The organism is Acetobacterium wieringae, from assembly GCF_001766835.1.
GTDB lineage: Bacteria > Bacillota > Clostridia > Eubacteriales > Eubacteriaceae > Acetobacterium > Acetobacterium wieringae.
In genome coordinates this window covers 88,449-101,549 of sequence record NZ_LKEU01000039.1, presented here as the reverse complement: position 1 = coordinate 101,549, position 13,101 = coordinate 88,449, and the positions used below count along the sequence as shown (strand labels likewise).

Sequence of the window (13,101 nt, the reverse complement as noted above, 5' to 3'; positions counted from 1 at the left end):
AAAATTATTAAGAAAGGGTATGAATGAATAAGTCAAGCAAGGATTCCGGGCAAAAAGTCCGAGCCGATAAAACCCCCAAAGAAAATAAGGGGTTCCTGCCAATGTCCAAAAAAGAAATGCAGGCCCAGGGTATTACCCAATGCGATTTTATACTCGTGACTGGCGATGCCTATGTCGATCATCCCTCCTTTGGGGCGGCGATTATCGGCCGGGTGCTCCAGTCCCGGGGTTTTTCAGTGGGGATTATTGCTCAGCCCAAGTGGCAGGAAAACGCCGATTTTATGCAGCTGGGCGCCCCCCGGCTGGGGTTTCTGGTCACTGCTGGCAACCTTGATTCGATGGTCAATCATTTCACCGTCAACAAAAAACGCCGCCAGGAAGATGTTTATGCCCCCGGAGGTAAAGCCGGACTGCGGCCGGATCGGGCCACAATTGTCTATTGCGGCAAGATTCGTGAAAATTTTGGTGAAATCCCGTTGATTATTGGTGGAATCGAAGCCAGCCTGCGGCGCTTCGCTCATTACGATTACTGGCAGGAGAAAGTAAGACGGCCGATTCTTTTTGATTCCCGGGCCGATCTGCTGGTCTATGGCATGGGCGAACGGGCGATACTTGAGATTGCCGAAAATCTGGAAGCTGGCATTCCGGTACATCAGCTGACCCATATCCGGGGCACAGCGGTAATCAGCCGGGAAGCCGGGGAAGGCGTTATGCTGCCGTCCACCGAGAGTGTCAGCGCCGATACAAAGGCCTATACCGAGGCGACTGCCCAGATTTATCAGAGCAATAATGCCCATGACCCACAGGTCTATATTCAGCCCACCGGCAACCGTTATCTGTGGCAGAACCCGCCCCAACCGCCGCTTTCCCAGGCGGAGTTTGATGATCTGTATGATCTGCCCTTTACCTATCGCTGGCATCCCGCCTATGATCCGGTCGGGGGTGTGCCGGGGCTTAACGAAGTCAAGTTCAGTATCACTGCCAACCGGGGCTGCTATGGCAACTGCACCTTTTGTGCCCTGGCCATACATCAGGGCAAATATGTCCAGATGCGCAGCCGCGATTCAATTGTCCGGGAAGCCAAACGAATGACAAAAGAGCCTGATTTTAAGGGCTACATCCACGACATCGGCGGACCGACGGCCAATTTTTCCCATCTGGCCTGTAAAAAGCAGGCAGTCCGGGGTTACTGCAAAGATCGGGAGTGTCTGGCTCCAACCCCCTGCAAAAACATTGATCCCAGCCACAAGCCGTATCTGGAGACACTCCGGGCAGTCCGGAAACTGCCGGGAATCAAGAAAGTGTTTATCCGTTCGGGAATCCGATATGATTATCTGGCGCTGGACCCGGACAAGGCTTTTTTTCGGGAATTGGTGGAGCACCATATCAGCGGCCAGCTGCGGGTGGCTCCGGAACATGTATCCGATACGGTGCTTGCTCACATGGGCAAACCGGCCTTTAACGTCTATGAAAACTTTGTCCGGCAGTTTAGACAGATTGATGGGCAGCTGGGGAAAAACCAGTTTGTATTGCCCTATTTCATTACTGGCCATCCCGGCTGCACCCTCCAGGATGCTGTCAAGCTGGCGGAGTACATCCGGGAGATGGGCTTTTTCCCGGAACAGGTTCAGGATTTTTACCCGACACCGGGTTCGGTGGCAACGGCCATGTACCATACTGGTGTCAACCCGCTGACGATGGAAGCGGTTTATGTACCCAAGGGCCGGGAAAAAAACATGCAGCGGGCGCTGGTGCAGTATAACAAACGGGAGAATTATCTGCTGGTGCATGAGGCCCTGACCAAAGCCTATCGGGACGATTTAATCGGCACCGGGAAAAAAGCACTGATTCCGGCTAAGGTAAAAAAATCCGAATCGCAGTCACCCCAGGCTAAAAAAAACAATAAAACCAGACCTGCCAAGCCAGCTCAGGCAAAGCAATCAGAAATAAATCAAAAAGATAAAAGCAGAGGTAAAAATGGAAAAAAAATTAACAGAATCCATTGAGGATTATATCGAAACCATTTATCTGGAGAGTCAAAAACACGGCAAAGGGGTACGGATTACCGATGTTGCCCTGGAACTCAAGGTCAGTAAGGCCAGTGCCAATGATGCGGTTCGCAAGCTTAAGGAATTAGGCTATGTGGAACATGAACGCTATGGCCAGATCTATCTCACCGAAACTGGAAAAAGCCGGGCGGTAAAGGTTTATGAAAAGCATCGGCTGATTACCGAGTTTCTGGTCAAAGCCCTGGATGTGTCCCTGGCCAATGCGGAACAGGATGCCTGCGGTATTGAGCATATTATCTCGGATGAAACCTTCGAAAAAATGAAGGCTTATCTCGAGCAATAAAAAATAAGAAAATTAAGGAAGTAAGAATGAACGAAACAAGCAACCCGTTAGAAGTTGGACAGCAGTATTCCATGGAATTGATTGATATTACCCATAGTGGGGAAGGGGTGGGTCGGCTTGATAACATGATTGTCTTTGTCGACGGTGGCCTGCCCGGTGATGTGGTGGAGGTGGAGATCAAGAATGTCAAAAAAACCTACGCCCAAGGAAAACTACTGTCAATCAGCCAGGCATCACCCGTTCGGGTCACCCCGGATTGTTCCTATTTTGACCAATGCGGCGGCTGTCAGATCCGCCATATGAGTTATCCGGGCCAACTTAAGGCCAAGGCCAAGATGGTGGGGGATGCACTCCAACGGATTGGGGGCTTTAAAGAGCTCGAAGTGGCGCCGATTATCGGCATGGAAGATCCGTTACGCTACCGCAATAAGGCACAATTTAAACTGGATCGCAAGGGAATGGGTTTTTATGCCAAAAGATCTCATCAGCTGGTTCATATTGACGATTGCCTCAACCAGCCGGAATCAGCAGCGGCGGCCATCAAAACCATCAATGCGCTGGTTCAGGAATTGAATTTAAGCATCTATGATGAGCGCACCCACAAGGGTTATCTCCGGGGGGTGTTGCAGCGTACCAACCTCCAGGGCGAAAACATGATCACCCTGATCATTAACGGTAAGGAGTTAAGTCAACGTCAGGCCATTATTGAGGGCATCGTCGCCGGAATTCCCAATGTCAAAAGTATTTACGCCAACATCAACCGGGAAAAAGGCAATGTAATTCTGGGCAAAAAAAGTCTCTGCGTCTACGGGGCGGCCCGACTGGTGGAGCAGATCGGGGATCTCAGTTTTTCGATTTCACCAAACTCCTTCTTTCAGGTCAATTCGCTGCAGACAGAAAAACTCTATGATGCCATCAAGTCGGCTGCTGCCTTGACCGGCACAGAAACCATCTTTGATCTCTATTGCGGTACCGGCACCATCGGGCTTTATCTGGCGGCTCAGGCCAAACAGGTCATCGGGATTGAAAGCGTCGGCGATGCAGTTCTTGATGCCCGGGAAAACGCTGGCCTCAATCAGATCGACAATGCCCGCTTCTTTTTGGGTCGGGCTGAAGATGAAATGCTCAAGATCATCAAAGATGAAGGAGTCAAACCCGATCTGATCGTTCTCGATCCGCCTCGAAAAGGCTGTGACGAATCCTTGCTGCAAGCCATCAGCGAGTTGGGCACCCCCAAGCTTATCTATGTATCCTGTAACCCCTCAACCCTGGCCCGGGATTTAAAGTTTATAACCGAAGCTGGCTATGCTATTAAAACCGTTCAGCCGGTGGATCTGTTCCCGGGAACTGGTCACGTTGAGACGGTAGTATTGATGTCACGGGAAAAATAAACGATCTGTGGAAAGCCCGGTATTACTGGGCTTTTTCTTTTTTTGTGGTATAATTTTATTATCTAAAACAGGTAAATTATTGCTTTGAGGGAATCGATCAAAAGGGCTGATTTTGGCCCGTACAGTCCGATTTAGATAACGGTGCTTGGCGAGAAGTCGATATAGATGTTTTTGGCTTTTGGGGCTTGTTGAGTGGTTGATTTAGATGTTTTGTTAACAAGGCCTTATTTTAAATTTAGAGATAAGAAAGGCGAGGTATTTACATGAATTTAGAAGATCAATGTAGAACATCAGATATCGAAGGGCTGAAGAAATGGGCAAAAATACCCGTGGATATGCAGCAACGGCTCTTAAATAATGTCTTTTGCTCAAAATGTGGGGTGACGACAATTATCGATTATGGTATTCAAAATGATCAATTCGGTTTGGTTTTGCAAGGACATTGTAAGAAGTGCGGTGAGAGCGTAGCAAGATTTGTCGAAAATGACTAAAGGTAGCCAATGAAGTGATAGGGGGTGATTGAGATGAGCAAAATCTCCATTCGTTTTTTTGATGATAAAGAAGTGCGGGCTGTCTGGGACGATGAAAAAGCCAAGTGGTGGTTTTCTGTGCTGGATATCATCAGTGTTTTGCGTGGTGAGGACGACTACACAAAAAACAGAAATTATTGGAAATATTTAAAGACGAAACTTAAAAAAGAAAACAACGAGTTGGTTAGTGCCGCTAACCAACTGAAATTGATTGCTGCTGACGGGAAAAAATATCGAACCGATACATTTGATCATGACGGTATCATCGAACTTGCGAAAAATTTTCCAAGCAAACAAGCAAATCGTTTTATTGAATGGTTTAGTTATAGCGATGAAACGATTGATGGGAAGAGCAAATCAAAGGCATATGCTCTTTTCGACAGTTCCTTGTTTGATACAATCGAAGTCGGTACGGTCAAAGGTTTGCAGCAGATTCATGGTTATTTGTTCGGAGGGCTATATGACTTTGCCGGGCAAATCAGGACGCTTAATATTGCCAAGGGTGGTTTTCAATTTGCGATGGTGCGTTTTTTGCCTGAAACGCTGAATAAAATTGAAAAAATGCCAGAAAATTCTTTTGAAGAAATTGTCGATAAGTACGTAGAAATAAATGTTGCTCACCCCTTTATGGAGGGAAATGGCAGAAGTATGCGCATATGGCTTGACCTGATTCTGAAAAAGAACCTGAAATTGTGCGTGGACTGGAGCAAAATTAATAAAAAAGACTATCTTACTTCTATGGAAAAGAGTGTGTCAAATCCAACGCAAATAAAAGCACTTTTGCAGTTTTCCTTGACAGATAAGATAAACGACCGTGAAATGTTTATGAAGGGTGTCGATTATTCCTACTATTATGAGCAGGAAAATGAAATCACTGAAGGTGAAGGTGAATAAAAGTACATTGGAAACGTCGGATGCTTGGACGATGGCAAGCACGATTCGTACTATTTAATAGAGGTTTATTAATTCAATTTTATTAAAAAGGGGTGATGAGCGAATGGATTATAAAAAGCTATTGGATCACAGCAACAATTGGCTGAAATACGCGATTCTACTTCACTTGTTCCATGAACCAAAGGACAGTCTTGTAGAAATCAGAAATGTAGCATTAGTGGATGATCGTATTCAAAAACACCTTTCTAGTGTTGCGAATTTTCACGCGAGTCTGGTGACAAATCATAAAAATCCTGATTTGCCGATACACAAGCTCATGTTTCTTCTAGATCTCGGATTCGATATGGAAGTACCTGAAATAAAAACGGCAGTTGATGAAATTCTTAAGCATCAGGATGAGCACGGCATTTATCAGTCTCTGACCAACGTACCGAAGCATTTTGGCGGAGCGGGTGTGGATGTTTTTAGCTGGTGCCTGTGCGATGCCCCGCTGCTTTTGCTTGCGCTGATAAAAGCAGGCATGGATTATCATGAACATATTAAGCCTGGCGTTGACTATTTGGTTTCGTTGTGCCGTGATAATGGCTTCCCTTGCGCCGCTTCTTTAGAACTCGGTAAATTCCGTGGTCCCGGGAAAAAGGCCGATTGCTGCCCATATGCAACGATGATAATGGCCGATTTATTATCATACATACCAGAGTATCAGGATTCCCAGGTCGCTCATTGCTGCGTTAATGCGCTACTAAGTCTCTGGGAAAACAGCCTTGATCTGCATCCGTATGTGTTCTATATGGGGACGGACTTCCGTAAGTTGAAAGCGCCATCGTGCTGGTATGACATTGTCAGCATGGCAGGAGTTCTTAGTAAATACAAATTCGTGCATCAAGATCCGCGATTCAAGGAAATGATAACCCTGATAAGAAACAAACAGGATAAAGATAAATATTTTACGCCTGAATCGGTGTATATGAAATTGAAAGATTGGGATTTTGGGCAAAAAAAAATACCGTCTCCTTATTTGACCTACTTATGCTATCGTATTTTTGAGCGTCTGGAATAATGACAGTAAGAAACTGAAATGAATCTTAATTCTACTTTACCTATAGACATAACCACGAAAACAAGGCACCCTACGACCATTTTTTCGTAGAGTGCCTTAATTATTTTAATTTACTTCAATATCTACCGTCACACCGGATTTGAATTCCACAGTGAATTTATCCTCGTAGACTGTGACTTTTTCAATCAGTCGCCGGACAAGCGCCTCGTCATATTCGGTCAGGGCGGTTGACTGCTCCATCAAAAATGTACTCATATCGGAAATTCGTTTCTTAATGTCATCCCGTCCGGCACCTTCTAGTTGATGCTTTTGTTTTTCATCATGCAAACGGTGAATTTCAGCACCAACTTCTTCATAGTCGGCCTTAGAGCTGGCGAGTCTCAAAAGCTCCTGTTGTAGTTCCTGAAGTCGCAATTCAATATCAATCAGGGGTTGATTATTTTCACGGCTGAGGACGGTTTTGATGTTTCCCTGTAGGGTGGCAAGAAAGGTGTTTTTTTTGCCAAGCGTCTGATTGATAGCGTTGACTAGAATCAACTCGATTTGGCTTTCCGGAACCGTACGGGCATCGCAGAATAGCCCGGTGTTTTCCAAGCGACTGACGTAGCGCCAAACGACGGACTTTTTGCCGCGGTTGTTCCAATGGACCCTGCGAAAAACTTCACCGCAATTGCCACAAATGATCATGTTTGAAAAACAGTGCGTACAGCTAAAGGTTCGGTTTTTCCCATTCGGACTGGTGTGGACGGTGCGGCGTTGGATCAGTTCCTCCTGCACCTGCATGTAAATTCCCCTGGGGATGATGGCCTCATGGTTATTTTCGACATAATACTGCGGAACGATGCCATGATTCTTAACTCGCGTCTTTGTGAGAAAGTCCGTGGTATAAGTTTTTTGTAGGAGGGCGTCGCCGATGTATTTTTCATTTCGCAAAATCTGGTTGATGTTGCTGGTGTACCATTTTTCTCTCCCGGCGCCATTTTTGATGCCGTCTGCCTCTAAACCGCGGGCAATTTTTAACAAACTGGCACCTTCAAGATATTCCCGGTAGATGCGTTTGACAACCTCCGCTTCCTCAGGAACAATAACCAGCTTTTTATTCTCGTCTTTGGTATAACCTAGGAACCATTTGCAGTTGACCTGGATTTCCCCTTGCTGGTAGCGGTATTGTAGGCCCATCTTCACGTTTTGGCTTAAGGATTGGCTTTCCTGCTGGGCGAGTGAAGCCATGATCGTGAGCATGACTTCACCTTTGGAATCCGTGGAGTTGATATTCTCTTTTTCGAAGAATACCGCGATGTTCTTTTCCTTTAGTTGACGGATATATTTCAGGCAATCCAGCGTGTTTCGGGCAAACCGACTGATGGACTTGGTGATGACCATATCAACATCACCAGCCATACACGCATCAATCATACGGTTGAATTCTTCACGCTTTTTGGTATTGGTACCAGATATACCGTCGTCCGCATAAATACCCGCCAGTGCCCAGTCCGGATGGTTATTAATGTAGGACGTGTAGTGTTCGATTTGCGCTTCATAGCTGGTGGCTTGCTCATCACTGTCAGTGGAAACCCGGCAATAGGCTGCTACCCGTAACCTCGCATTTTCCTCATCTTCATTTTTGGCTCTGGTTTGCTTTCTAGCTGGAAGTACGGTGACGCTTTTGCTTACATTCATAGCAACTGCAGGGAAGCACCGCAACAAACAGATAGGCTTCGGTGGTATCCCCGGTAAAGGGATCCTGAATCGGAATGGTATTACCGGCCCAGTCAACCTGCATCACATCACCCGGCTTATGCCGGATCCGCATGGTTGCCTTTGTCACTCTGGCCCAATGGCGGTACTTGTCACAGAACTGGGAGTACATATAGGGGGTATCGCCATTGGTGTAACAGGTTTCACAGTATTCGCTCCAGAGCAAAGAAAGATTCACTCCCGGCTTGGCCAGTTCTTTGTGGATGGCGCTGTAATCAGCCTCCTTTCGGTGATTATTTGCTGTCAGCCGATCGGGATAGAAGATGGCCATCAGTACTTCATTGGTTGTCGTTTCGTCCAGGGGCCATTCGATGCCCGATTTGGTTGCGGTTTCAAGCACTTCCCGGATCGTATTTCACGAGCTATGCACGCTTGCAGCAATCTGTCGCTGGGTGTAATTGAGACTGTTCAGTCTCAAAATTTCTCGATAATTCATCATGATTATCGACCTCCTGTAATGATAGTCACACATTTGTGTGCCAACTTCATTATAGGATCAATTTATATGAATGGCTCACCTTTCGTTAAGGTGGGTCAGTTCAATCGTGACGCTGGGACGGTTTGACCGTGCAGATGGGATTTCACGGTCGGAATATACAGGCGGCCGTTAAAAACTCCAGGAAGGCTACATCATCAAGCTTATCATTTTGAATCTTGAGTTTTTCTTTGGTGCCGCCCTGGTAGTCGACATTATAAGGGGGGTCCGTTAGAACAAGATCAGCCAGTCGGCCATCCATCAGGGTGTCCATATCTGCTTTGACTGTGGAATCGCCACAGATTAACCGGTGCTTTCCCAATAACCAAACATCACCGGTTTGGGTCATCGGGGTAGTGATCTCATCCAAAGCCTGCTCTGGATCAAAGTCATCCTCTTGGGCATCGGGTTCGCCAAAAAGTTCATTGATTTCAGCCAGATCAAAGCCGCTATCATCAAGATCCTTTAGCAGATCCGTTAACAGCGGCACACCCCAATCTCCGGAGACCTTATTTAGAGCAATATTCAATGTTTCTCTTTTTCTTCATTAATATCCACTATAACGCAATCCACTTCTTTTTCGCTCAGCTGGGTCAGTACCTTAAAGCGCTGATGACCACCGACGACGTTGCCGGTGCGCTGGTTCCAGATAACAGGTTCGACGTAGCCGAATTCCTTAATGGACCGCTTGAGCTTCTCATATTCCGCATCGCCAGGCTTGAGGTTCTTGCATTGTTAATCTAAAGATATTCTGGTATAATATCTTTAGATTAACAAAGGGGGACAATCAAATGCCTAATATCAAATCCAGTACGGATCTAAGAAATAATTACAACGAAATCTCTAAATTCTGTCACGAACACGAGGAACCCATCTTCATCACTAAGAATGGTCAGGGAGACTTGGCTGTCATGAGCATCGAGGCATACGAAATGTTAAACGGCAAGGTTGAACTTTATCGTGCCCTTGATGAGGGTCGAGCTGCCATTAAAGCCGGAAAAAAACGTCCACTGACTGATGTCATAAAGGACCTGCGACAAGAGATAACCGATGGCAACGTATAGCATTGAGATCTCAGAGCCAGCCGAAAACGACCTACGAGACATTGTCCTGTACATCTCGTCACAATTGTCATCACCAATGACGGCCATAAATATGATGGATACGATTGAAGAAGCACTACTTGGTTTAACCGAAATGCCACAGAAATGTCCGGCTGTTCGTGATGACCGGCTGGCTTCAATGGGGTACCGGAAACTTTTGGTTAAGAACTATGTCGCTTTCTTTACCATCGATGAACAATCCAAAGTTATCAACGTTGAACGAATCCTTTATGCTCGTCGTGATTGGCTTCGTATTTTGTAGTCTTTCACTTCCACCGGCCACCTTCCTGAGCCGTGATAGTGGAGTGACAGCTGCTGCACAACGCCATCAGGTTTTCTTCATCATGGTTGCCGCCTTTGGATAGGGGAGTGATGTGATGAATTTCATGGGCTGGGGTTAGTTTGCCATTCTTTTGGCATAACATACAAAGTGGGTGGGCTTTGATGTAACAATCGCGGATACGCTTCCATGCCCAGCCATAGCGTTTCCGGGTCTCAGGATCGCGCTGATACTTATTGTAGTGTTGCTCCGATAATTTCTGATGCTCCTCGCAGAACCGGCCAGCGGTTAATTCTTTACAACTAGGATAGCTGCAAGGGCGTTTAGGCTTTCTAGGCATGGTGTTCGCCTCCTTCAGGGCATAAGAAAAGCCACCATCAGATTTCTCCAGTGGTGGCCTGCGCCTACTTTTTTCACAATACTATTGTAACACATTGGGTATTAACATCAACTCTCATTTACTCTCCACTTGCTTCAAATGTGATTTTTTAAAGGTCGTTGAAAAGCATTGACAACCTCACAAGAAAGCGGTAATATAACGCTAACAAATCCCACGGGCCTCTGTCATTGACACGCACACTCGGTGGGCTTTTTATTTTTAAAGAGATTTTTATGAGTAATAAACTCAGAACAACGTTGAGTGACTTCCGATACGATAAAGCATTAATACCAGAACATCGTCCATCACCTCATAGACCAAAAGCCAATCGGGTTCGACATGACATTCACGGCATCCTTTATAATTACCACTTAAATCATGATCACGATATTTTTGTTCCAGAGGTTCATCATCGGCAAGTTTTTCAATAACAGCATAAAGTCGGTCAATATCTCTGCCTTGTTTTTTGGCAAGCTTAAGATCTTTTTTAAACTGATTTGTGAATTTAACTTCGTATTTCATTCTTCCAGTGCAGCTCGCAAATCATCCATATTGGAATAACCTTTGACACTACTATCTTTGGCCAGTTTTCGACCTTCGGTAATGGCAGCAACTGTTTCCTGATTCGGAACAGACAATTTCATTTCAAAAGGTATCCCATTTTCCCGGATTGCTTGTCTGAGAAAAATATTGATTGCTGTTGTCATGTTAAGACCAAGCTCTCCAAAAATTTTCTCTGCAGCTTCTTTGATATCTTTATCGGTACGAATATTCAAATTTGTACTAGTAGCCATTATAAGCACCTCCTTATCTACCATCATTATAGTTCGAAATGATCACATTGTCAATTCAATGTACGCATCATATACGAACTTATGCTGAACATTAAGGTTTATTTTAAGCTTGAGCTCGTTCATATTTTTCTGCATAAGAAAAGCCACCATAAGATTTCTCCCGTGGTGGCCTGCGCCTATTTTTTTCACAATTTGTTTTTAGGACTTGTTGAGTGGTTGATTTAGATGTTTTGTTAACAAGGCCTTTTAAAGAATTTCGAGATCAGAAAGGCAAGTGCTACATGAATTTAGTAGATCAATGTAAATCATCAGATATGGATGAGCTGAGAAAATGGGCAAAATTTTCCCGTGGAGATGCAGCAAAGGCTCTTACAAAATGTGTTTTGCTCAAAATGTGGGGTGACGACAATTGTCGACTATGGTATTCAAAATGATCAATTCGGTTTGGTTCTGCAAGGTCGCTGTAAGTAGTGCGGTGAGAGCGTAGCAAGATTTGTCGAAAATGATTAAAGGTAGCCAATAAACTGATAGGGGGTGATTGAAATGAGCAAAATCTCCATTCGTTTTTTTGATGATAAGGAAGTGCAGGCTGTTTGGGACGATCAAAAAGCCAAGTGGTGGTTTTCTGTTCTGGATATCATCGGTGTTTTGTGTGGCGAGGACGACTACACAAAAAACAGAAATTATTGGAAATATTTAAAGACGAAACTTAAAAAAGAAAACAACGAGTTGGTTAGTGCTGCTAACCAACTAAAACTGACAGCGGCTGACGGGAAAAAATATCGAACGGATACATTTGATTATGACGGTATCATCGAACTTGCGAAAAATTTTCCGAGCAAACAGGCAAATCGTTTTATTGAATGGTTTAGCTATAGCGATGAAACGATTGATGGGAAGAGCAAATCAAAGGCATATGCTCTTTTTGATAGTTCCCTGTTTAATACAATCAAAGAATATATCACAAGAAACGACTAAACGGTGCACAAATTGTCGGATGAATGAAGTCATCTTTTGATAATATGTTGTTGGAAGGGGGGATCAAATGGATTCGTTAAGCAGTATGAATAATGCCTTGACCTATATTGAAAGTCACTTGACAGAGGTGATTGATTTTAAAGTATTGTCAAAAATTGCACTCTGTTCGGAGTATCATTTTAAACGTATGTTTTCTTTTTTATCTGGCATCAGCTTATCTGAGTATATTCGAAGAAGACGGCTGACTTTGGCGGCGTTGGAATTAAAAGATTCAAATTTAAGAATCATCGATATTGCTATGAAATATGAGTATGGATCAGCCGATTCATTTTCTAGAGCCTTTTATTCTGTCCATGGTATTTTGCCGTCTGAAGCAAGAAACGAAAGTGCCCAAATTAAAGCATTTCCCAGAATGACCTTCCAATTATCAATTCAAGGAGGATGTGAAATGAATTATCGGATTGTTGAAAAAGAACCATTTAGACTGGTGGGGTACAAAAAGAGAGTACCGATGGTTTTTAGTGGGGTTAATCCAGAGATTACTAAAATGTATGAACTGCTAACTTCGGAAGTAATTGTTCAATTAAAAAGCTTATCCAATATTGAACCAACTGGAATGATTAGTGCATCGACAAATTTTCCGAAGGAAGAATGGACGAAAAGGGAGAACTGGATCACTATATTGGTGTTGCTACCACAAGCAGTGATGTCGGAGATTTTGATGAACTGGAAGTTGAGTCGAATACCTGGGCCGTATTTGAATCAATTGGACCATTTCCTGAAACATTACAAAAAATTTGGGGCAGAATATATTCTGAATGGTTTCCGTCATCAGGTTATGAATCCGTAAACGGCCCGGAAATACTCTGGAACGAAAGTACAGATTTGCATAATCCTAAATACAGAAGTGAAATCTGGATTCCCGTAAAAAAAAGCAGCAACTAATATTTGAATGTTAATCTGTTTGTTCAATCAAATTATGATAAGAATACTTATATCGACTTGCTTATGTTGGCCGCCGAGCAGGAAATCATAATCGATAACAACCAGGTTTTATATCCACTGGCCACGTTGCTGGGCTGTGATGACGGTCTGACAGTTGTTGTA

Annotated in this window: 16 protein-coding genes and 1 pseudogene; 10 read left to right on the top strand and 7 right to left on the bottom strand. The window is 44.4% G+C overall.

Annotation, left to right across the window (positions count from 1 at the left end; all coding sequences use genetic code 11):
- Positions 1 to 23: 23 nt before the first annotated feature.
- From ACWI_RS15145 to ACWI_RS15120, 6 genes are all read left to right on the top strand, one after another.
- Positions 24 to 2,006: a YgiQ family radical SAM protein gene (locus tag ACWI_RS15145; protein ID WP_070372283.1), complete on the top strand. Its 1,983-nt coding sequence runs from the start codon at positions 24 to 26 to the stop codon at positions 2,004 to 2,006.
- Positions 1,978 to 2,352, top strand: coding sequence for a metal-dependent transcriptional regulator (locus ACWI_RS15140; RefSeq protein WP_070372282.1), 375 nt, complete (start codon positions 1,978 to 1,980; stop codon positions 2,350 to 2,352). Before ACWI_RS15145 ends, ACWI_RS15140 begins: the two co-directional genes overlap by 29 nt.
- Before the next feature lie 26 nt (positions 2,353 to 2,378).
- A complete protein-coding gene (rlmD, locus tag ACWI_RS15135) occupies positions 2,379 to 3,743 on the top strand; it encodes a 23S rRNA (uracil(1939)-C(5))-methyltransferase RlmD (protein ID WP_070372281.1) in 1,365 nt (454 codons plus the stop codon).
- Between the two features lie 263 nt (positions 3,744 to 4,006).
- The gene (locus ACWI_RS15130; protein WP_070372280.1) at positions 4,007 to 4,234 is read left to right on the top strand and encodes a hypothetical protein; all 228 of its coding nucleotides are present in this window, start codon (positions 4,007 to 4,009) and stop codon (positions 4,232 to 4,234) included.
- A gap of 33 nt (positions 4,235 to 4,267) precedes the next feature.
- Complete coding sequence (fic, locus tag ACWI_RS15125; protein WP_070372279.1) at positions 4,268 to 5,167, top strand: protein adenylyltransferase Fic; 900 nt, start codon at positions 4,268 to 4,270, stop codon at positions 5,165 to 5,167.
- A 103-nt stretch (positions 5,168 to 5,270) separates the two neighbouring features.
- Complete coding sequence (locus ACWI_RS15120; protein ID WP_070372278.1) at positions 5,271 to 6,227, top strand: hypothetical protein; 957 nt, start codon at positions 5,271 to 5,273, stop codon at positions 6,225 to 6,227.
- A 105-nt stretch (positions 6,228 to 6,332) separates the two neighbouring features.
- Here the strand turns inward: ACWI_RS15120 and ACWI_RS15115 are convergent, their stop codons facing one another.
- The 4 genes from ACWI_RS15115 to ACWI_RS19620 all read right to left on the bottom strand — a co-directional run bounded on the left by ACWI_RS15115 (position 6,333) and on the right by ACWI_RS19620 (position 9,111).
- Positions 6,333 to 7,907: a recombinase family protein gene (locus ACWI_RS15115; protein ID WP_070372277.1), complete on the bottom strand. Its 1,575-nt coding sequence runs from the start codon at positions 7,905 to 7,907 to the stop codon at positions 6,333 to 6,335.
- The gene (locus ACWI_RS15110; RefSeq protein ID WP_070372276.1) at positions 7,870 to 8,325 is read right to left on the bottom strand and encodes a transposase; all 456 of its coding nucleotides are present in this window, start codon (positions 8,323 to 8,325) and stop codon (positions 7,870 to 7,872) included. Before ACWI_RS15110 ends, ACWI_RS15115 begins: the two co-directional genes overlap by 38 nt.
- A gap of 241 nt (positions 8,326 to 8,566) precedes the next feature.
- Positions 8,567 to 8,989, bottom strand: coding sequence for a site-specific DNA-methyltransferase (locus tag ACWI_RS15105; RefSeq protein ID WP_070372275.1), 423 nt, complete (start codon positions 8,987 to 8,989; stop codon positions 8,567 to 8,569).
- Positions 8,986 to 9,111, bottom strand: coding sequence for a ParB N-terminal domain-containing protein (locus ACWI_RS19620; RefSeq protein WP_476723735.1), 126 nt, complete (start codon positions 9,109 to 9,111; stop codon positions 8,986 to 8,988). The genes ACWI_RS15105 and ACWI_RS19620 overlap by 4 nt, the downstream gene beginning before the upstream one ends.
- A gap of 140 nt (positions 9,112 to 9,251) precedes the next feature.
- On the opposite strand from ACWI_RS19620, the gene ACWI_RS15095 reads away from it, so the two are divergent.
- A complete protein-coding gene (locus tag ACWI_RS15095; protein WP_070372273.1) occupies positions 9,252 to 9,524 on the top strand; it encodes a type II toxin-antitoxin system prevent-host-death family antitoxin in 273 nt (90 codons plus the stop codon).
- Complete coding sequence (locus ACWI_RS15090; protein ID WP_070372272.1) at positions 9,511 to 9,825, top strand: type II toxin-antitoxin system RelE/ParE family toxin; 315 nt, start codon at positions 9,511 to 9,513, stop codon at positions 9,823 to 9,825. Before ACWI_RS15095 ends, ACWI_RS15090 begins: the two co-directional genes overlap by 14 nt.
- Before the next feature lie 4 nt (positions 9,826 to 9,829).
- Here ACWI_RS15090 and ACWI_RS15085 read toward each other — a convergent pair whose 3' ends face one another.
- The 3 genes from ACWI_RS15085 to ACWI_RS15075 all read right to left on the bottom strand — a co-directional run bounded on the left by ACWI_RS15085 (position 9,830) and on the right by ACWI_RS15075 (position 11,016).
- The gene (locus ACWI_RS15085; RefSeq protein ID WP_070372271.1) at positions 9,830 to 10,183 is read right to left on the bottom strand and encodes an HNH endonuclease; all 354 of its coding nucleotides are present in this window, start codon (positions 10,181 to 10,183) and stop codon (positions 9,830 to 9,832) included.
- Between the two features lie 285 nt (positions 10,184 to 10,468).
- Complete coding sequence (locus ACWI_RS15080) at positions 10,469 to 10,744, bottom strand: type II toxin-antitoxin system YafQ family toxin (protein ID WP_070372270.1); 276 nt, start codon at positions 10,742 to 10,744, stop codon at positions 10,469 to 10,471.
- On the bottom strand, positions 10,741 to 11,016 hold the full coding sequence (locus ACWI_RS15075; RefSeq protein WP_070372269.1) for a type II toxin-antitoxin system RelB/DinJ family antitoxin: 276 nt from the start codon (positions 11,014 to 11,016) through the stop codon (positions 10,741 to 10,743). The genes ACWI_RS15080 and ACWI_RS15075 overlap by 4 nt, the downstream gene beginning before the upstream one ends.
- A gap of 543 nt (positions 11,017 to 11,559) precedes the next feature.
- Here ACWI_RS15075 and ACWI_RS15070 point away from each other — a divergent pair.
- Together ACWI_RS15070 and ACWI_RS15065 are read left to right on the top strand one after the other, a co-directional pair.
- Positions 11,560 to 11,994 (top strand): BRO family protein, encoded by a 435-nt coding sequence (locus ACWI_RS15070; protein WP_242871628.1) that lies wholly within the window; start codon positions 11,560 to 11,562, stop codon positions 11,992 to 11,994.
- Between the two features lie 67 nt (positions 11,995 to 12,061).
- A pseudogene (locus tag ACWI_RS15065) lies at positions 12,062 to 12,939 on the top strand (AraC family transcriptional regulator).
- Positions 12,940 to 13,101: the final 162 nt, after the last annotated feature.

Coding starts and splice junctions, on each gene's coding strand:
- ACWI_RS15145 (WP_070372283.1), top strand. CDS start 24: ATGAATAAGTCAAGCAAGGATTCCGGGCAAAAAGTCCGAGCCGATAAA.
- ACWI_RS15140 (WP_070372282.1), top strand. CDS start 1,978: ATGGAAAAAAAATTAACAGAATCCATTGAGGATTATATCGAAACCATT.
- rlmD (WP_070372281.1), top strand. CDS start 2,379: ATGAACGAAACAAGCAACCCGTTAGAAGTTGGACAGCAGTATTCCATG.
- ACWI_RS15130 (WP_070372280.1), top strand. CDS start 4,007: ATGAATTTAGAAGATCAATGTAGAACATCAGATATCGAAGGGCTGAAG.
- fic (WP_070372279.1), top strand. CDS start 4,268: ATGAGCAAAATCTCCATTCGTTTTTTTGATGATAAAGAAGTGCGGGCT.
- ACWI_RS15120 (WP_070372278.1), top strand. CDS start 5,271: ATGGATTATAAAAAGCTATTGGATCACAGCAACAATTGGCTGAAATAC.
- ACWI_RS15115 (WP_070372277.1), bottom strand. CDS start 7,907: ATGAATGTAAGCAAAAGCGTCACCGTACTTCCAGCTAGAAAGCAAACC.
- ACWI_RS15095 (WP_070372273.1), top strand. CDS start 9,252: ATGCCTAATATCAAATCCAGTACGGATCTAAGAAATAATTACAACGAA.
- ACWI_RS15090 (WP_070372272.1), top strand. CDS start 9,511: ATGGCAACGTATAGCATTGAGATCTCAGAGCCAGCCGAAAACGACCTA.
- ACWI_RS15085 (WP_070372271.1), bottom strand. CDS start 10,183: ATGCCTAGAAAGCCTAAACGCCCTTGCAGCTATCCTAGTTGTAAAGAA.
- ACWI_RS15080 (WP_070372270.1), bottom strand. CDS start 10,744: ATGAAATACGAAGTTAAATTCACAAATCAGTTTAAAAAAGATCTTAAG.
- ACWI_RS15075 (WP_070372269.1), bottom strand. CDS start 11,016: ATGGCTACTAGTACAAATTTGAATATTCGTACCGATAAAGATATCAAA.
- ACWI_RS15070 (WP_242871628.1), top strand. CDS start 11,560: ATGAGCAAAATCTCCATTCGTTTTTTTGATGATAAGGAAGTGCAGGCT.